Annotated in this window: 21 protein-coding genes; 11 read left to right on the top strand and 10 right to left on the bottom strand. The window is 69.8% G+C overall.

Annotated features, from left to right (window positions below):
- Positions 1–44 precede the first annotated feature (44 nt).
- From ACQP0T_RS05840 to ACQP0T_RS05860, 5 genes are all read right to left on the bottom strand, one after another.
- The gene (locus tag ACQP0T_RS05840; protein ID WP_433871653.1) at positions 45–584 is read right to left on the bottom strand and encodes a DinB family protein; all 540 of its coding nucleotides are present in this window, start codon (positions 582–584) and stop codon (positions 45–47) included.
- 43 nt (positions 585–627) lie between these two features.
- The gene (gene xylB / locus ACQP0T_RS05845; protein WP_433871654.1) at positions 628–2019 is read right to left on the bottom strand and encodes a xylulokinase; all 1392 of its coding nucleotides are present in this window, start codon (positions 2017–2019) and stop codon (positions 628–630) included.
- Positions 2020–2150: 131 nt separating this feature from the next.
- Positions 2151–3158 (bottom strand): sugar phosphate isomerase/epimerase family protein, encoded by a 1008-nt coding sequence (locus ACQP0T_RS05850; RefSeq protein ID WP_433871655.1) that lies wholly within the window; start codon positions 3156–3158, stop codon positions 2151–2153.
- The gene (gene xylA / locus ACQP0T_RS05855) at positions 3151–4335 is read right to left on the bottom strand and encodes a xylose isomerase (protein ID WP_433871656.1); all 1185 of its coding nucleotides are present in this window, start codon (positions 4333–4335) and stop codon (positions 3151–3153) included. The genes ACQP0T_RS05850 and xylA overlap by 8 nt, the downstream gene beginning before the upstream one ends.
- A gap of 39 nt (positions 4336–4374) precedes the next feature.
- Positions 4375–5628: an ROK family protein gene (locus ACQP0T_RS05860; protein WP_433871657.1), complete on the bottom strand. Its 1254-nt coding sequence runs from the start codon at positions 5626–5628 to the stop codon at positions 4375–4377.
- Between the two features lie 345 nt (positions 5629–5973).
- On the opposite strand from ACQP0T_RS05860, the gene ACQP0T_RS05865 reads away from it, so the two are divergent.
- The 5 genes from ACQP0T_RS05865 to ACQP0T_RS05885 are packed head-to-tail and all read left to right on the top strand — an operon-like array spanning position 5974 to position 10690.
- Positions 5974–7185, top strand: coding sequence for an ABC transporter substrate-binding protein (locus ACQP0T_RS05865; RefSeq protein WP_433871658.1), 1212 nt, complete (start codon positions 5974–5976; stop codon positions 7183–7185).
- Entirely contained in the window at positions 7185–8093 is a 909-nt protein-coding gene (locus tag ACQP0T_RS05870; protein WP_433871659.1) for a carbohydrate ABC transporter permease, read from the top strand. The genes ACQP0T_RS05865 and ACQP0T_RS05870 overlap by 1 nt, the downstream gene beginning before the upstream one ends.
- 4 nt (positions 8094–8097) lie before the next feature.
- Complete coding sequence (locus tag ACQP0T_RS05875; RefSeq protein WP_433871660.1) at positions 8098–8895, top strand: carbohydrate ABC transporter permease; 798 nt, start codon at positions 8098–8100, stop codon at positions 8893–8895.
- Positions 8896–8909: 14 nt separating this feature from the next.
- A complete protein-coding gene (locus ACQP0T_RS05880) occupies positions 8910–9647 on the top strand; it encodes a ThuA domain-containing protein (protein ID WP_433871661.1) in 738 nt (245 codons plus the stop codon).
- Entirely contained in the window at positions 9644–10690 is a 1047-nt protein-coding gene (locus ACQP0T_RS05885; protein WP_433871662.1) for a Gfo/Idh/MocA family protein, read from the top strand. The genes ACQP0T_RS05880 and ACQP0T_RS05885 overlap by 4 nt, the downstream gene beginning before the upstream one ends.
- 88 nt (positions 10691–10778) lie before the next feature.
- Here the strand turns inward: ACQP0T_RS05885 and ACQP0T_RS05890 are convergent, their stop codons facing one another.
- The 3 genes from ACQP0T_RS05890 to ACQP0T_RS05900 form a co-directional block, all read right to left on the bottom strand.
- Positions 10779–11033 (bottom strand): Smr/MutS family protein, encoded by a 255-nt coding sequence (locus ACQP0T_RS05890; RefSeq protein WP_433871663.1) that lies wholly within the window; start codon positions 11031–11033, stop codon positions 10779–10781.
- Between the two features lie 150 nt (positions 11034–11183).
- On the bottom strand, positions 11184–11582 hold the full coding sequence (locus ACQP0T_RS05895) for a VOC family protein (RefSeq protein ID WP_433871664.1): 399 nt from the start codon (positions 11580–11582) through the stop codon (positions 11184–11186).
- A gap of 107 nt (positions 11583–11689) precedes the next feature.
- Positions 11690–11884 (bottom strand): DUF397 domain-containing protein, encoded by a 195-nt coding sequence (locus tag ACQP0T_RS05900; RefSeq protein WP_433871665.1) that lies wholly within the window; start codon positions 11882–11884, stop codon positions 11690–11692.
- Between the two features lie 214 nt (positions 11885–12098).
- On the opposite strand from ACQP0T_RS05900, the gene ACQP0T_RS05905 reads away from it, so the two are divergent.
- The 5 genes from ACQP0T_RS05905 to ACQP0T_RS05925 all read left to right on the top strand — a co-directional run bounded on the left by ACQP0T_RS05905 (position 12099) and on the right by ACQP0T_RS05925 (position 14849).
- Positions 12099–13286, top strand: coding sequence for a helix-turn-helix domain-containing protein (locus tag ACQP0T_RS05905; RefSeq protein ID WP_433871666.1), 1188 nt, complete (start codon positions 12099–12101; stop codon positions 13284–13286).
- 74 nt (positions 13287–13360) lie between these two features.
- Entirely contained in the window at positions 13361–13597 is a 237-nt protein-coding gene (locus ACQP0T_RS05910; protein WP_433871667.1) for a zinc finger protein, read from the top strand.
- A complete protein-coding gene (locus ACQP0T_RS05915) occupies positions 13594–13803 on the top strand; it encodes a hypothetical protein (protein ID WP_433871668.1) in 210 nt (69 codons plus the stop codon). The genes ACQP0T_RS05910 and ACQP0T_RS05915 overlap by 4 nt, the downstream gene beginning before the upstream one ends.
- Entirely contained in the window at positions 13800–14303 is a 504-nt protein-coding gene (locus tag ACQP0T_RS05920) for a hypothetical protein (RefSeq protein WP_433871669.1), read from the top strand. The genes ACQP0T_RS05915 and ACQP0T_RS05920 overlap by 4 nt, the downstream gene beginning before the upstream one ends.
- A 75-nt stretch (positions 14304–14378) precedes the next feature.
- The gene (locus ACQP0T_RS05925; protein WP_433871670.1) at positions 14379–14849 is read left to right on the top strand and encodes an Imm1 family immunity protein; all 471 of its coding nucleotides are present in this window, start codon (positions 14379–14381) and stop codon (positions 14847–14849) included.
- Between the two features lie 406 nt (positions 14850–15255).
- On the opposite strand, the gene ACQP0T_RS05930 is transcribed toward ACQP0T_RS05925, so the two are convergent.
- Positions 15256–16977: a DNA methyltransferase gene (locus tag ACQP0T_RS05930; protein WP_433873604.1), complete on the bottom strand. Its 1722-nt coding sequence runs from the start codon at positions 16975–16977 to the stop codon at positions 15256–15258.
- Between the two features lie 44 nt (positions 16978–17021).
- Here ACQP0T_RS05930 and ACQP0T_RS05935 point away from each other — a divergent pair, with 44 nt between their 5' ends.
- A complete protein-coding gene (locus tag ACQP0T_RS05935; protein ID WP_433871671.1) occupies positions 17022–17267 on the top strand; it encodes a helix-turn-helix domain-containing protein in 246 nt (81 codons plus the stop codon).
- 91 nt (positions 17268–17358) lie between these two features.
- Here the strand turns inward: ACQP0T_RS05935 and ACQP0T_RS05940 are convergent, their stop codons facing one another.
- Complete coding sequence (locus ACQP0T_RS05940; RefSeq protein WP_433871672.1) at positions 17359–17931, bottom strand: hypothetical protein; 573 nt, start codon at positions 17929–17931, stop codon at positions 17359–17361.
- Positions 17932–18027: the final 96 nt, after the last annotated feature.

Here is an 18027-nt window from a genome sequence, read left to right on the forward strand (position 1 = left end):
AGTGAGGGGCACCCTTGCCCCAGTAACTTGGGCAAGGGTGCCCCTCACTCACGACCCTTTCGGGTGGTGGTGGCGGTGCGGAGCAGGCGGAGCTGGCCGAGCTCGGCGGTGTTCTTCATCAGCTCGGCGTTGACCCAGGCCGCGGTGTGCGCGACGGTCTTCGGCGCCTGCTCGCCCCACGGGAAGGTCGCGGTGGCGTCCAGGTCGGCGTCGGTGAGCCGGTCCAGGGCGGCGAGCCATTCGGTGCGGAGCCCGCGCAGCCAGTCGGTCGTCGGGGCACCGTCGCCCGGCCACCGGACGTCCTGGTGGGCGCGCGGCGGGTCGCCCCGCAGGTGGTCCAGCGCGGCGCTCCACCACCAGCCGAGGTGCCAGGTGGTCCACGCGATCGTGGGCACCGGGATCGGCTCCGGCTCCACCTCGGCGAAGTCGGCGACCCACCCGCCGTCCGGGCCGGGCCGCACCGTCCAGCAGTGCGCCGCGGGTTCCCACCGGAAGTCCTCGGGCGCGAGCTGGTCGAGGTGCAGTTCGAGCAGCGCCCAGGTCAGGTCGAACTGGTCGCGCAGCAGGTCGAGTCGGGTCGCCACACCGGGATCCTGGCACGCCGCGCCGCCGGTCGGACAGCGGATTTCAGCCGTGCACCTGCTGCCGGGCCGCGGCGTAGGCCGCGCGGACCTCGCGCCCCGCCGCCGCCTCCGCCGGTTCGCGCCGCTCGGTGCGCAGCGGCCAGCGCGGTGGTTCGGCCGCGCCGCCGACCGCCCACGCCGCCTGCTTCGCCGCGCCGAGCGCGACGTACTCGGCGGGCTCCGGCACCTCGACCGGGACGCCGAACAGGGGCGCCGCCACGGCGCGCACCGCCGCCGACTCGGCCGCACCGCCGATCAGCAGCACCCGGCCGACCTCGACCCCGGTGCGCCGCAGCGCGTCCACGCCGTCGGCCAGCCCGCACAGCATCCCCTCGACCGCGGCCCGGGCCAGGTTCTCCGGGGTCATGTTGGTGCCGCGCAGACCGAGCAGGGTGCCGGTCGCCTCCGGCAGGTTCGGGGTGCGCTCGCCCTCCAGGTACGGCAGCAGCGTCAGCCCGCCCGCACCGGGCGGCGCGTCGAGGGCGAGCCGGTCGAGCCCGGCGAGGTCGGTGCCCAGCACCGCCGCGGTCGCCGACAGGACCCGCGCCGCGTTCAGCGTGCACACCAGCGGCAGGAAGCGGCCGGTGGCGTCGCAGAAGCCCGCCACCATGCCGGTCTCGTCGGCGAACGGCCGCTCGGCGACGGCGAACGCGGTGCCGGAGGTGCCCAGCGAGACGACCACGTCACCGGGTTCGGCGCCGAGCCCGAGCGCTCCGGCCATGTTGTCCCCGGTCCCGGCGGCGACGACCGCGCCGTCGAGCAGGTCGGCGTGCCCGGCGCGCCCGGTCGGCGGCAGCACTTCGGGGAGCCGGGGCGAGCGCCCGCCCATCGCGTCGGCCAGCAGGTCCGGCAACCACCGGCCGTCGGCGGGGGAGAAGTAGCCGGTGCCGGACGCGTCGCCCCGGTCGGTGCAGGCGCGGCCGGTGAGCCGGTACGTCACCCAGTCGTGCGGGAGCAGGACCTGGTCCACCCGGTCGGCGTGGTGCGGTTCGTGCTCGGCCAGCCAGGCGAGCTTGGTGGCGGTGATGCTGGCGACCGGGACGCTGCCGGTGCGCCGGGCCAGCTCCGCCGCACCGTGCCGGTCGGTCAGCGCCCGGGCCTGCGGGGCGGAGCGCGTGTCGTTCCACAGCAGGGCGTCGCGGACCGGTTCGCCGTCGGCGCCCAGCGCGACCATCCCGTGCTGCTGCCCGGCGACGGCGATGGCGGCGATCGGCCCGGGAGCCTCGGCGGTCGCCGCCGCGATGGCGTCCTGCGCGGCCCGCCACCACGCGCGGGGATCGACTTCGGTGCCGTCCGGGTGCGCGGCCCGGCCCCGGCCGAGGACCTCGCCGGTCCCGGCGTCGAGGACCAGCGCCTTGGTCGACTGGGTCGACGAGTCAACACCGATGACGAACACCGGCACCTCCTGCTAGGGCTCGTTCGCGGAAAGCGGCGGTACCGCCGCGCTGATCATGATGGGAGCAGTCCTCGACCCGTGCCGCCCGGAGCGGTCCCCGCACGCGCGGCGGGGACCGCCCGGACCGGTGCTCAGTCGTCCACCGCGAAGGCGGCGTCGAAGGACGCCTCGGGGGGTTCGATCGCGACGAGCGCGCGGACGAACGCCAGCGCGTCCGGCGCTCCCATCAACCGGTCCATGCCCGCGTCCTCCCACTCGACGGAGATCGGGCCGTCGTAGCCGATCGAGTTGAGCACCCGGAAGATCGACTCCCACGGCACCTCGCCGTGCCCGGTGGACACGAAGTCCCAGCCGCGCCGGGGATCGGCCCACGGCAGGTGCGAGCCGAGCCGGCCGTTGCGGCCGTTGAACCGGGTGACCGTCTCCTTGCAGTCGACGTGGTAGATCCGGTCCCGGAAGTCCCACAGGAACGTCAGCGGGTCCAGGTCCTGCCAGATGAAGTGGCTCGGGTCGAAGTTCAGCCCGAACGCCTCGCGGTGCCCGATCGCCTCCAGCGCTCGCTGGGTCGTCCAGTAGTCGTAGGCGATCTCGCTGGGGTGCACCTCGTGCGCGAAGCGCACCCCGACCTCGTCGAAGACGTCCAGGATCGGGTTCCAGCGCTCGGCGAAGTCGGCGTAGCCGCGCTCGATCATGGCCGGTGGCACCGGCGGGAACATCGCCACGGTGTGCCAGATCGACGATCCGGTGAACCCGACCACCGTGGACACGCCGAGCTTCGCCGCCGCGCGCGCGGTGTTCTTCAACTCCTCCGCCGCGCGCTGCCGCACGCCCTCGGGTTCGCCGTCGCCCCAGATCCGGCGCGGCAGGATGCCCCGGTGCCGCTCGTCGATGGGGTGGTCGCAGACCGCCTGCCCGACCAAGTGGTGCGAGATCGTCCACACCTTCAGGCCGTAGGAGTCGAGCAGGTCGAGCTTGCGGCGCACGTAGTCGTCCTCGGACACGGCGCGGTCGACCTCGAAGTGGTCGCCGGAGCAGGCGATCTCCAGGCCGTCGTAGCCCCACCCGGAGGCCAGTCGGCACACCTCCTCGAACGGCAGGTCGGCCCACTGGCCGGTGAACAGCGTGACGGGTCTAGGCATCGCGATCTCCCTTGATCGACGGGACTCCCATGAGGTGGTCGAGGGCGAGCTGGTCGAGGCGCTCGTAGTGCATCCCGCGCGCGGCGGCGGACTCGACGTCGAAGTCGGTGTCGGCGAGCAGGTCGGCGGGGGTCTCCCCGGGCGCCACGGTGGGCACCGCCAGTTCGGGGACCCGCGCCGCTTCCAGCGCTTCCTGGACCCGGGGGTCGGCGCGGAAGGCCGCGGCCCGCTCCCGGAGCACCAGGTAGTTGCGCATGCAGCCGGCGGCCGAGGCCCACACGCCGTCGCGGTCCTCGGTGCGCGGCGGCTTGAAGTCGAAGTGCTTCGGACCGTCGTAGCCGGCGGATTCCAGCAGGTCGACGAGGAAGAACGCGCTCTTGACGTCCCCGGCGCCGAACCGCAGGTCCTGGTCGTACTTGATGCCGTGCTGGCCGTTGAGGTCGAGGTGGAACAGCTTGCCCGACCACAGCGCCTGCGCGACGCCGTGCACGTAGTTCAGCCCGGCCATCTGCTCGTGCCCGACTTCCGGGTTCACCCCCACCATCTCGGGGTGCTCCAGCCGGTCGATGAACGCCAGGGCGTGCCCGACGGTGGGCAGCAGGATGTCGCCGCGCGGCTCGTTCGGCTTGGGTTCCAGCGCCAGCCGCAGGTCGTGGCCGCGCTCCCGGATGTGGGCGCAGACGAGGTCCACGCCCTCCTTGTAGCGGTCCAGCGCGGTCCGCACGTCCTTGGCCGCGTCGGTCTCGGCGCCTTCCCGGCCGCCCCACGCCACGAACGTCCGGGCGCCCAGCTCGGCGGCCAGCTCGACGTTGCGCAGCACCTTGCGCAGCGCGAACCGGCGCACATCGCGGTCGTTGGCGGTCAGCGCGCCGTCCTTGAACACCGGGTGCGCGAACAGGTTCGTGGTCACCATCGGCACCACCAGCCCGGTTTCGTCCAGCGCGGAGCGGAACCGGCTCAGCAGGCGGGAGCGGGTGGCGTCGTCGCTGCCGAACGGGATCAGGTCGTCGTCGTGGAAGGTGATGCCCCAGGCGCCCAGCTCGGCGAGCCGGTGCACCGCCTCGACCGGGTCCAGCTCGGCGCGGGTGTCGGCGCCGAACGGGTCGCGCCCCCGGTAGCCGATCGTCCACAGCCCGAACGAGAACCGGTCCGCAGGTGTCGGGGTGTAGTCGTCCAACCGTGCCTCCTCCTCGTCGTCGGCGCCGCCGCGGCGCCGTCAGGCGGATTCGACCCCGGGGCCGGCGCGCAGCCGCGCCGCCGTCGGGTCGTCGAACACGCGGTCCGCGATCACGCTCGCCCCGCCCCGAACCGCCGCTTCGAAACCGAAGGCGGATCCGGTGATCCGGCAGATCGCCGCCTCACCGGCCACCGCCCGGGACCGCAGCTCGCGCATCGCGGAGGGCACCACGTAGGGCGCGACGGCGGCGAAGTACCCGCCGAGCACCACCGCGCCCGGGTTGAGCAGGTTCACCAGGATGGAGGTGCCGATGCCGAGCCAGCGGCCCACGTCGTCGAGCGCCTCCAGCACGCGCGGTTGCCCGGCTTCGGCGCGGTGGCGCAGCGCCGCGGCCAGCTCCTCGGGGTCGCGCGGGGCGTCGAGCAGGTCCGGGGCCCCGGCCCGGACGACCGCCGCCAGGCCGATCTTGGTCTCCAGGCAGCCGTGCCGGCCGCAGCCGCACGCCCCGCCCGCCGGGTCGACCGGCAGGTGCCCGACCTCGCCGCTGAACCCGGTCGCCCCGCGCAGCAGCGCGCCGTCGGCGATGAGCCCGGCGCCGACGCCGATCCCGGCGGTCAGGTACACCAGGTCGGTCACCGGGTCGCGGCGGAACTCGGCCAGCGCGGAGAGGTTCGCCTCGTTGTCCACCAGCACCGCGACGTCCTCGGCGGTGCCGAGCCGTTCGCGCAGCCGGTCGGCGACCGGCACGTCCTGCCACAGCAGGTTCGGCGCGTAGTGGACGGTCCCGGTGGCGAGGTCGGCGAGACCCGGCACGGCCACCCCGATGCCGACCACCTCGATGCGGGCGCGGCGGAGTTCGGCGAGCGCGTCGGCGGTGAGCTCGGCGAGCTCGTCGACCGCGCCCGCCGCACCGGCGCGCACCGCGTCGAAGCCCACCCGGCGGTCCAGCAGCACCCGGTCGGCCAGGTCGACGCCGCGCACCGCGAGGTAGTTGGCGCCGATCTCCAGGCCGAGCGCGGCCAGCGACGCGCCGTCGAGCTCCAGCAGCCGCCCGGGCCGCCCGACCACGCCTTCTTGCCGCTGCCCGGATTCGCGCACCAGCCCGCGTCGGATCAGCTCGGCCACCAGGCTGGACACCGTCGCCTTGGTCAGCCCGGTGGTGGTGGCCAGCGCCGCGCGGGAATGCCCGCCGGGGCGGCGGATCTCGGCGAGCACCCGCGCGAGGTTGCCCCGTCGCACCGCCGCTTGGTCGACCGGGGACGGTCCGGACGTGGCGTCGCCGTGCTCTCGCAACCACACTCCCAGCGCAGTAAGGACAGCGGCCAAACTAAGGCAGCCACCGAGCCCGGCACAACGGATCGGCGGCAATGGCGGCCATTCGGCCGAATCGTGCCTGCACGAACGGGTATTAGGCGATTCGTGTGGTGCTTCCGGAAAAGGTTGACCGCCGCCGCCGGTGTTGCGAGTCTCGTGCTCGCCGTTTCGTTCGTACGCCCCGTGAACTAAGTGGTCCTTCCAGAATGCGGCGGAGCCGCATGCGTGGGGCCGTCTACCGGCACCGCCATGCGGGCCATCGGCGAAAAAGCAGTCCCCAGTCCAGGAATCCCTCAGCGCACCGGAGCCCGGAGGGAGGGCGATGTGGTGGAGCACGTCCCGAGGAAGGCGCTCGTCGTCTCGCTGTGCGCCGCGGTCCTGACCGGCTGTGCCAGCGCACCCGATCCCGGGGTGCTGACGGTGATGGACTACCACACCGACGAACCCATGCACAGCGCGATGGAAACCCAGCTCGCCCGCTGCGGCGAGGAGATCGGCAAGCGGATCGAGCACCGCAGCGTCGTCAACGACCAGCTCGTGCCCAAGGCGCTGCGGATGGCCTCGTCCCGCTCGCTGCCGGACGTGCTGATGCTGGACAACCCGGACCTGCCGCAGTTCGCCGCGACGCAGGCGCTCAACCCGCTGCCCGAGCTGGGCATCACCGGGGAGGGCATCTACCCGAACGTGCTGGCCGCCAGCACCTACGACGGCACGCTCTACGGCATCCCGCCCACGGTGAACACCCTGGCGCTGTACTACAACGCCGACCTGCTGGAGCAGGCCGGGGTGGAGCCGCCGCGCACCTGGGAGGAGCTGCGCGCGACCGCGGCGGCGCTGACCGACGAGCAGCAGTACGGCATCGCCTTCAGCGCGCTGGCCGGGTTGGAGGGCGCCTACCAGTTCCTGTCGTTCCTGTGGCCCAACGGCGCCGACGAGCGGCGGCTGGACAGCCCGGAGGCGGTGGAGGCGTTGCAGCTCTGGGTCGACCTGGTGGAGACCGGTTCGGCGTCGCGGGCGGTGGTGAACTGGGGCCAGTCCGAAGTGCGGGACCAGTTCACCGCGGGCCGGGTCGCGATGATGGTCAACGGGAGCTGGCAGGCACCGACGCTGCGCGAAACGCCCGGCTTGCGCTGGGGCGTGGTGCCGATCCCGGTGCCGCATCCCGGTGCGCCACCGGCGACCGCGCTCGGCGGCGAGGTGCTGACCATCCCGAAGACCACCCCGCAGCGCCAGCGCGCCGCCGCCGACCTGGTGCGCTGCCTGAGCTCCCCGGAGGCGCAGGCCGCGGTGGCGTTGGCCGCCGACCGGGTGCCCGCGAGCCCCGTCGTCGCCGAACGGCTCCGCGAGCAGGTGCCCGACCTGCGGATCTTCTACGACACCGTGCCCGACGCGCGCTCGCGCACCGCGAAGCTCGGCACCCGGTGGCCGCAGACGGCGCAGGCGATGTGGACGGCGGTGCAGTCCGCGCTCACCGGCACCGCGACGGCGCGGCAGGCGCTGGAACGGGCCCAACGGCAACTCGACGCGGACTCCTGATGGCCGCCGGAAAGCTCGCCCCGCGTTCGGGCCGTCGCGCGCTGCTGGCCAAGTGGGCGTTCGTGCTGCCCGCCGCCGTCTACATCCTCGCGTTCTTCGGGTATCCGCTGGTCAACAACATCGTGATGAGCTTCCGGCACTACACGGCCGCGACCTTCTGGACCGGGGAGGCGCCGTTCACCGGCTGGGAGAACTGGGCGGCCGTGCTGTCCTCCGACGTGTTCGGCACGGCGGTGCGCAACACCGCCCTGTTCACCGTCGGCTCGCTGGTCGGGCAGTTCACGATCGGGCTGGCCCTGGCGCTGTTCTTCCGCCGCCACTTCCCGCTCGGGCGGGTGCTGCGCGCGCTCCTGCTGCTGCCGTGGCTGGTCCCGCTGGTGGTGGCCGGCACGGTGTGGCGGCAGCTCCTCGACCAGGAAGGCGGCGTCGTCAACGACTTCCTGCGCGGCGCGGGCCTGCTCGACCAGGGCGTGCCGTGGCTGAGCAGCCCGCAGCTCGCGCTGCTGTCGGTGGTGCTGGTCAACATCTGGATCGGCATCCCGTTCAACATGGTCATCCTCTACGGCGGCTTGCAGGAGATCCCGCCCGATCTCTACGAAGCCGCCGCGATCGACGGCGCGGGCAGGTGGCGGACCTTCGTCTCGATCACCTGGCCGATGCTGCGGCCGGTGGTCACCGTCGTGCTGCTGCTGGGCTTCATCGCGACCGTGAAGGTGCTCGACATCATCCTGGTGCTCACCGGCGGCGGCCCGGCCAACGCCACCGAGACGCTGGGCACCCAGGTCTACGCGAACTCCTTCCTGCAACTGGACTTCGGGCGCGGCGCGGTGGTCGGCAACGTGCTGATGGTCGCCTGCCTGGTGTTCGCGCTGATCTACCTGCGCGCCAACCGAGCCGAGGGCAGGTGAGCCGATGAGGTGGCTGCGGACCGCGGGAGCGATCGCCATCCTGGCGGTGCTGCTGTTCCCGCTGTACTGGATGCTCAACATCGCGCTGCAACCGGGCACCAGCCTGGCGGCCATCACCCCGGTGCCGCTGGACCCGGGGTGGGGCGGTTTCGCCGAGGCCCTCGGGTCCCAGACCGGCAACCTGGCGACCAGCGTGCTGATCGCCGTCGGCGCCGCCGCGCTGTGCCTGGCGGTCGCGGCCCCGGCGGCCTACGCGCTGGCGCGCTTCGACCTGCCCGGCGGGCGCTGGGTGCTGTTCGGCGCCCTGGTGGCGCAGATGGTGCCGGACATCGTCATCGCCAACGCCGTCTACAGCGCCTACGTGGACCTGCGGCTGGTCGACTCCTACGCCGGGCTGGTGCTGGCCGACGCGGCGCTGGGCATCCCGTTCGTCGTGGTGCTGCTGCGCGCGTACCTGGTGTCGCTGCCGGGCGAGGTGCTGGAGGCGGCCGTGGTCGACGGCGCGAACCGGTTCCGCGCCTTCGTCTCCGTGGTGCTGCCGATGAGCCGCAACGCCTTGATCACCGGCGCGGTCTTCGCGTTCCTGTTCGCGTGGAGCGACTTCCTGTTCGCGCTGACGCTGACCACCACCGGCGACATCGTGCCGATCACGCTCGGCATCTACGAGTTCATCGGCGCCGACGTCGCCAACTGGGCGGCCGTGATGGCCACCGCGGTCCTCGCGTGCCTGCCCGCCGCCGTGCTGCTCGTCTTCGCGCAGCGCTACATCGCCGCGGGGATCAGCCGCGGCTCGGTGAAGTGAGAGGGGATCGCCAGATGGCCGGGAACCCGCTGCGGGTCACCGTGTGGAACGAGAACGTGCACGAGACCACCGAACCCGAGGTCGCCGAGCGCTACCCGGACGGGATGCACGGGGCGATCGCGGACGGCCTCGTCGAGCACCTCGGCGACGGCGTCGAGGTGACCACCGCGACCCTGGCCGAGCCGGAGCACGGGCTCACCGAGGAGCGGCTGGCGAGCACCGACGTGCTGACCTGGTGGGGGCACGCCGCGCACGAGCAGGTGGCCGACGAGGTGGTCGACCGGGTGCAGCGGCACGTGCTGTCCGGCATGGGCCTGGTGGTGCTGCACTCCGGGCACCTGTCGAAGGTCTTCCAGCGGCTGATGGGCACCACCTGCACCCTGGCCTGGCGCAACGCCGACGACCGCGAGCTGGTGTGGACGGTCGACCCGACGCACCCGATCACCGAGGGCGTGCCGCACCCGATCATCATCCCGGCGCAGGAGATGTACGGCGAGCACTTCGACATCCCCGCGCCCGACGAGCTGGTCTTCGTCAGCTCCTTCTCCGGCGGTGAGGTGTTCCGCTCCGGCTGCACGTTCCGGCGCGGCAACGGCACGATCTTCTACTTCAGCCCCGGCGACCAGGAGTACCCGGTCTACCACCACCCGGACGTCCGGCGGGTGATCGCCAACGGCGCGGCCTGGGTCGCCCCGCGCGGTGAGCGGGTGCTGCCGGAGCTGCGCAACCGGCCGCTGGGGTGGTTCGAGTGACGGCGTTCCGGACCGCCCCCGGTGACGGTCCGCTGCGGCTGGTCGTCGTCGGGGCCGGTCAGATGGGCCGCAACTGGCTGCGGGCGATCGGCAGCAGCGCGCTGGTCGAGGCGGTCGGCGTGGTGGACCTCGACCTGGCCGCCGCCGAGTCCGCCGCGCCCCCGAGTGCCGACGTCGGCCGGACGCTGGCCGAGGTGGTCGACCGGTCCCGGCCCGACGCGGTCGTCAACGTCACGATCCCCGAGGCCCACCTGCCGGTGACCGGGGAGGCGCTGCGGCGCGGATTGCCGGTGCTGAGCGAGAAACCGATGGCCGCGACCCCCGCCGAGGCGCTGGCGCTGGTCCGCATCGCCGAGGAGACCGGGCAACTGCTCGCGGTCAGCCAGAACCGGCGGTTCCACAGCGGACTGTGGGAGCTGCGGCGGCTGGCCGGTCAGCTCGGCCGGGCCGGCATCCTCACCCACGAGTTCTTCAAGGCACCGCACTTCGGCGGGTTCCGCGAGGTGATGGCGAACCCGCTGGTGCTGGACATGGCCATCCACAACTTCGACGCGGCCCGGTTCCTGCTCGGCGCCGAGCCGGTGGCGGTGTACTGCGAGGAGTACAACCCCGGGTGGAGCTGGTACGGCGGTGACGCGGCGGCCACCGCGATCTTCGAGATGACCGGCGGGGTGCGGTTCGTCTACACCGGGAGCTGGTGCAGCCCCGGGCTGGAGACCGCGTGGAACAGCCGGTGGCGGCTCAGCGCCGAGCGGGGCAGCGCGACCTGGGACGGCGACGGCAGGCCGGTGGCCGAGCGCACCGGTGGTGCTCCCGCCACGGTCGACGCCCTCGACGACTACCCCGGCGACGACCTGCTCGGCTCGCTCACCCTGTTCGCCCGCGCCCTGCGCACCGGCGAGGCGCCGATGGGCGAGTGCCACGACAACCTGCGCAGCCTCGCGATGGTGCACGCCGCCATCGCCTCGGCGTCGCGGGGCGAACGGGTCCGCATCGACGAGGTGCTGGCGGCGGCCGAAGCCGACGCGGCGGCGCTGGTCTGATCGCGGGGTGGCCGACGCCCGGGGTGCTGCCCGGTGCGTCAGCCTCCACGCGCCAGGATTCGGACCACCCCGAGGTGGCGGTGCGCGCCTACTTCAGGTGCACCAGCACCATCCCGTCGTTGCCCGGGGCCGATTCCACGCGCCGGTACAGCTTCTTGAAGTGGGGCTGCTTCAGCATCGCGAGAACGCGGCTCTTGAGCTTGCCGGAACCCTTGCCGGGGATGATCTCGACGAGCGGGACGTTCTGGCCCGCCGCGCGGAAGATCACGTTGCGCACGGCGGTGTCGATGTCCCTGTCACTGCGGAAGATCGGGTGAAGGTCCACTGTGAGTTTGGCCGGCATAGCGTTCTCCTCAGTCCACTGCTCGTACTCCACGTTCGACGTAAGCACAGCGTGCGCGGAGGTACCACACCCGTCGGCCTGGTTCGACCCGAACGCGCGGCACCTCTGCCCGTCGGACCTGCTGGTGGCATCGCCGCCCCGGCGGTCGCACTACGGCAGGGTGAGCTGCCAGGAGACGCCGAACCGGTCGTTCAGCCAGGCGAACTTGGTGCTGAAGCCGTAGGAGTCCAGTGGCATCAGCTCCGCGCCCCCGTCGCTCAGGGCCGCGTGCAGGCGGTCGATCTCGGCCTCGGACCGGCACTCGACGTACAGGGAGGTCGCCGGGGTGAAGGTGAAGTCGTGCGAGACGGAGCTGTCGATGCACATGAACCGCTGCCCGGCCAGCACGAACGTGGCGTGCACGACGGTGCCCTCGGGACCGGGGCCCTCCGGGCCGTACTTGCTGAGCGAGACGATCTCGGAATCCTCGAACAGGCCGATGTAGAACTCCATGGCCTCCTCGGCGTCGCCCTCGAACATCAGGAACGTGGTGATCTGCGGCGCGGCCATCGCTACCTCCTCGGGTCGGGGTTCCAGCGTCCCACCGACCTCCGACAACGGCCGGACGTGCGGGAACGCCTGCCCGGAGGCCCGGACAGGCGTTCCCGGTGGTGGGCTCAGGAGTCGTAGCGCCCGGTCTTGATGGCGCCGATGAAGGCGGTCCACTGGGGTCGGGTGGTGGTGAAGTGCCCGGCGGCGCGGTGCTTGGTGTCGCGCACGGCGGCACCACCACCGACCCGGCCGACCTCGACGCAGTTGTCGGTGTTCGTGCTCCGGCCGGACTTGCGCCACGCGATCGGTCGGAGGGTCATCGCGGTGTCTCCTCGATGCTCGGAAGCGTGTGGCGATCGTGCTCCACGATGAGCCGCACCCCACCGCCGGAGCAACGGCCTTCCCGGCGATCCTGGTACGCCAACTGAGTCGAACCGGTGGCGATGTCCCGCGAACGTCACCGGCGCGGGTGATCCGGTGAGTGCATTCGATCAGGCCTCGCAGAAGCCCAGGTCGCGCCGCTACCTTGACGGCATGAGCAGTCAGTCACTGGGCGAACACATCAAGGCACTGAGGGGCAGGCTCTACACCCAGCGGGAACTCGCGGAGCGGGCCGGGGTGTCGGTCGACCTGGTGCGCAAGCTCGAACAGGGGAGCCGGAACACGGCCAGCGTCGCGAGCCTGCACCGGCTGGCGCGCGCCTTGGACGTCTCCCTCGCCGACCTGATCGGACGTGGGCACCTGCCGGAGCAGGAGCAGTCCGAAGGCGTCACCGCGCTCCGCCACGCCGTTGCCGGGGTCGACGACCTCATCGGCCCGGCCGACGGATCCCCGCTCACCGCGCACGAGGCGGAACGCGCCGACGTCTACGTGTGGGGTGCGTACTGGTCCGGGAACCACGACGCGACGGTCGCGATGCTGCCCGGCGTCCTCGCGGACCTGCGCGCGACGGTGGCGGCGGCGCACGGCGCCGACGAGGAGGTCGCGCGGCACGCGCTCGCTCGCGTGCTGTGGGCGGCCGGGTCCACGCTCGTGCACCTCAAGCACCTGGATGCGGCCTTCATCGCGACCCGGCGCGCCGTGGACCTCGTCGCACGGGGAGAGGATCCGCACCTGGCTGCGGCCGTGCGCGGCTCGCTGGCCTGGCAGCTCATGGTGGCCGGTCGCTACGAGGAGTCCGCGGAGCTGTCGCTGTCCTCGGCGTCGGCGATCGAACCGGACGGCGGGGCGACGCTGCCCGCGTTGTCGGCGTACGGCTCATTGGTGCTGCAAGCGGGCAACGCCGCAGCCCGTGCCGGGAAGGCGTCGCGGGCGCGCGATCTCCTCGCCGAGGCGGCCGAGGTGTCGACCCGGGTCCCGGACGGTCGCAACGACTACTCGACCGCGTTCGGTCCCTCGCAGGTCACCATGCAATCGGCGGACATCCTGATCAACCTCGGCGAACACGGCGAGGCGCTGCGCCTCGCCGGTGGGATGCCGAACGCCGGGGCCGCGCTGCCGAAGATCGCGCGGTGCCGCCACCTGACGGACAAGGCGCTCGCGCACGTGAAGGTCGGTCAACACGGCCCGGCGCTGGACCTGGTGGCGTCGGCGACGTCGATGGCGCCGAACTGGGCGAAGCACCAGTCGTTGCCGAAGTCGGTCGTCCGCGAACTGCTGCACACCAGCCCGAAGCGGTCCTCGCGCCTCCGGACGCTGGCGGCTCAGCTGGGCGTCCGCTAACCCGGTCGTGCAGTCGGACGCCCTGTCCTACCCCGGAGCCGAGCAGCGGCCCTAGCTTGCTCGCCATGCTGAACATGACCTTCAGACCACATCCGTTCAGTTGGGCGCCGGGCGCTGCGGAGCGGCACGCGACGCGGGAAGGGGAGTGGCGTGGTGCCGCCTCGGTCGCGGCGCTGTGCGGGGCCGAGATCCGCCCGGTCGACACGGTGGAGAGCTGGTTGTGGCCGACGTGCGTCCGGTGCGACGTCGAGGCGCACCGCATCGCGGGCGTGCCGATGCCGCGTCGGCGCCGGACGGCAGCTGCGGGATGAGCGCCGAACCCGCCCTGCTCGCGGCGTACCTGCGGGCCGGGGCGCTGGCGCTGGACTGCACGGCGGAGAACGTCGAGCAGGGCTACCGCCCCGCACCGGCTGAGCTGGTCGAGCTGGCGCGGACGGCCGAAGTGCTGGCCGGGAAGCTCCGCGCGGCCGCCGCCCCCGCACCGCTGGTCATCGACGCCGTGCGGGCCGACCGGTGAGCGCACGGGAATGGCTGCTCTTCGCGGCGGTGGTGCTCGTGGCGCTGGTCGGGATCGTCCTCTCCCACTCCACGTCGAGCCACGAGGAAGCCGACGACGAGCCGCCGCCGGGGGCCGCGGAGCCGACTCCTGCCAGGCCGGTGACGACCTGGGTGATCTCACCGGAGCAGAGCCGGTTCCACCTGAGCGCGGACGCGGCTCAGGCGGTGTGCGGCCATCCGCTGCGCGGCCCCTGGGTCCGGACGACCGGACTGGACGCCATCACCCCCGGCACGCACCTGCCGTGCGACTCCTGCGTCGCGCTGCGCGCGACCCATCGCCAGTTCGACCAGGCGGTGACCGTGGCGGGCCGCCGCCGACCGGCGGTGCCGCGCCCCGTCCCCGACCCGTCGACGTGGCGGACCGACCAGCTCCCCCTGATCACGGCCTACGTGCAAGCCGCCAACCGGACCACCCCACGCCACCACCGCACCGAGTCGCCCACTGCCCTTCGGCGGTGAAAGCGGCGGTCCGTGCTCGTGGTGTGGGAACCGGGCGCTACCGCGCCGACCGAGATCTTCAGGAGAAGGCAGGCCATGACGGCGACCGGCACCGCGACCGTGGTCACGGTCGTGTTCCACCACATCTACCGCTACGCGCGCACGCCCCGGGAGATCGCGGCGCTGATCGACCAGATCGTCGAGGCACCGCTCGATCCGATGGTGCACGTGACGGTGTGGGACCGGCCGTGCCTGTCGCACCGCGACCCGGGCGGACCGGCGGCGCCAGCGGTACGACTGCGGGTGTCGTCGTACCCGGGGACCGGCTGGGGAGCGCTGAACTGGGCGGATGCCCGGCCAGGTGCGGCGGGCGGGGAACTGGTCGACTCGTTCAACCCCGATGCCGACGAGCGCACTCCGCCGCTGCTGTTCGACGAGGAAGGTGACCTGTGGTTCCCGGCCTCGGCGTCGTTGCCGCTGGACCGGGTCCGGCAGGCCGTCGCGGAATACTGCGGGACCGGGCTGCGGCCGGCGTGCGTGGGGTGGCAGCCCGGGTGCTGGTACTGATCGTCGCTCGGCGGGGTCTGCTGCTGCCGGTGCTCGCGGACCGCTCGATGTCGGCGACGGCTCCAGCGGGATCGGTGGCGGCGCGTCAGGCCGGTAATCTGGTTCATCTGGTGAAATCCCGCAACCAGGCGCGGAGTCGACGGGTGATCTTCCCGTCCAGGGCGGAGCGGTGCTCGGGTTCGTCCTCGTAGCGGACGCGGTATTCGCGCATCGCGGTGAGCAGCGCGCGTTCCTCGGTGGGCTCGTAGTAGCCGGCGCCGCAGATGAAGGTTGTGGCCTGGTAGGGGGTGGGGCCGTCCGTGTAGGCTCCGGCGGCTATGGGGAAGTAGGCGGCTAGCCATCTCCGATGGTGAGTGTGCAGGTTAGGTTCTTTTTCGTCAATTCAAAGAATATGGAATTCAGTCCATCACCTTGTGAGGCGCCCAGTTTTTGGTTCGATGCTCCATCCGTCCTGGAGTAGCGTGTCTGTGACAGTACGCAAGTCGAGCTCATCCAGCTCCCAATTATTCCGTATGCCATGGCGAAGAAGTTCAAGGTAAAGACGGCTCGGGGTTGGCCAGTTACTCTTTGCCAATGCCTGAGTAATTGCCGCAACTGTCGATTGGCTAACCGAATTTCGAGGTTCTTCGGCATCTGCCGAGGGAGTCATGGTCAAAATTAGGTCCAGGGTTGCGACGTGCTCGAACCCTGAAGCTAGCCCCTTCACTGACCGCTGACCCTTGTTAAGAATAACCAACTCGTCGGGGTTGATCCGAAGCCCTGCGGCGGCGACAGCTCGCTGGACGAGCGCCCATACTTTCCCCGACGAATTGCCAAATACCATGCTAATGCGTCCATGTGGCCGCAATACGCGCTTACATTCGTGCAAAGCGTTCGTGAGTAGTCTTTCGTACCGTGTCGATGAGCGCGAAGTTCCGCGGCTGCGATCAACGACGGCCTCTTGCGCTGCGTCGGTAAAGTGGCCTAGCCAGCCCTCTTGGAATAGCGCCATGTCCGCATAGAACAGATTGGACCCGAATGGCGGATCCATAAAGACGTAATCGATGCTGTCGTCCGGAAGATTGATCGCTTCTGCGCTGCCGATCTCATAGGTGACGTCGATAGCATCCGCCTCCGCGGAGAAGAGGCCACCATTCCGTTTCTCGTTGATCCATTCATCTGCGCGTGCTGCGGAAGTTACCTTTCTCTCGAAAAGGTCGAACACATTCCATTCATAGAATACCGGCGCCACGTAATAGTTGGCGTTGGCTGCATTAAGTGGGCGCTTCCTCGACCACTGGTAGCGCTTGGACGCCCGGGTCAAGCAACCCGTGAACGCAAACAGCAGCTTGGAACGAATTCTTTCATCAGGTACGGTGTCGATCTTCTGGCGTAGGGTTCCGAGTACGGCAAGGTTCCGAGGAGAATAGAAGGAGTCGACTGTGGTCAGGCCGTTTTTCCCTAGAGCGGATGACTTGTACATTTCTCGGTCCGGCGTGATCTCCACGCGAGGATACTCGATGCCTAGTAGGTCTATCTGGGATTTGCTGGTTGTCGCGCCCTGTTCTCGCTGTTTTGTGGAGCATTCGCAGATTACGTAGTCAACGACCGGCTCTTCGCCGACGCGCCGGTTCTTACTGCTCACTGGTGTTTGGCAACGAGGACAGCGCATACTCGGTTTATTCCAGTCGGCGCTCTCCAGGGATCGATAATAGTTGACAGAATGACCGCAACCTGTGCAGCTAACAAGAATGCTCCAAACTGCCTTGGCGAGTTGCGAGGACTGACCACAATGCGCGCATGGTATCGCGTAAATATTTTGTAGTGATTCCCTGGTTGCTGTAATTACCTCTTCCGCATGCTTGTGGAGGAGCGAGGGGTCGACCAGGTTCACATAATTGCGTCCGATGTGTTGCCCCAACACTGAGACGTCCGACTGGCGAGCACGGCGCCCGCAGATAGCAGCCGCCACACCGGTCATGCCAGATCCTGCGAAGGGGTCTAGTACTACGTCGCCAGGTTGTGTATACGCTTCGATAAACGGTGTGATGGCAGGCACCGGAACCTTGGTGAGATAAGCATGTGCCATGTACGCAGGGTCACCACGTCCGACGGAGAGCTCTTCGGGTACGTGGCCAATGTTACTCATAGTCTGTAGCCTCTTAGTCTGCCCGTTCACGATGATGGCTCATCATGACAGATGGGGCTCCAAGGGTAACGATCGCACACCGTGCCGCGTTCGGCGACTGTGTGCGAAGCCTTCGTCAGGCGTGCGACCTCTCGCAGGAGCAGCTGGCCGATGCCGCGGGGATGCACCGGACCTATGTATCTAGTCTGGAGCGTGGCCAGCGCAACGTGGGCTTGGATAACATCATGGCATTAGCGCAAGCGCTCGGTGTCTCCCCTGCTCGTCTTTTCGATTTTTGTCAATCTGAGTGACATTGCTCGCTGGCACTTATGGCATTAAAAGGTCTTCGCGGAAAACCGAAGGCGCCCTGCTGCGGTGTCGAAAATTGGCACTTTTGTTCCTCTATGAAGGCGCCGAGGGCCATACCTTAGTGCCATGCTCGGCGATAAATTTTAAGGAAATCTTTGGGTTGTTCAAATGGACGGTTGCGCCGCCTTCCGTGTGTCGTTGTTCCTGGGTGGCCAATTTCGCTTCCCATTCCTGGAACTTTGGCTCCAGGGAAAGGGGTGTGATCTCGTAGATAGCTTCCGGTTCGGCCTGATCGAATACGGCCACGATCCAGAGGTGTACAGCTCTGTATCGTTCGATGTTCTTGCGGGTCAAAGTGTGTTCGGTCGTCACGGAAAGGCTCTTCTTTCGTTTGCCGCTTGAGCTGATTCTAGCGACGGTCTTGATCTCGTACTGACGATTTTGTTCGTCGACGGCGTCGTCGCCGGTTCGGTTTAGCTTCTTGAGGTTGAATAGGCTCATTAGTAGTAGCTCTTTGTAGCCACCGTCGTCGAAAACGTTGTGAATATTGTGTACTGAGGCTTCCTTCTGGAGAAGCTTGCCAAGTTCCACGAGTGGGCTGATGTCGCCTGTGGGGGCCAGCGGAGCCTGTTGCTTGAGATCTTTCGGTTCAACGTAGCCGGTCACTCCGACTAGAAATCACGAGATCATGCATCTGTCTACAGACTATAGGTATCAACTATTGCCGTGCTTGTCGACTCGACGCACGAACAGCCTTGGCTG

The organism is Saccharopolyspora sp. CA-218241, assembly GCF_050954615.1.
Classification (GTDB): domain Bacteria; phylum Actinomycetota; class Actinomycetes; order Mycobacteriales; family Pseudonocardiaceae; genus Saccharopolyspora; species Saccharopolyspora cebuensis.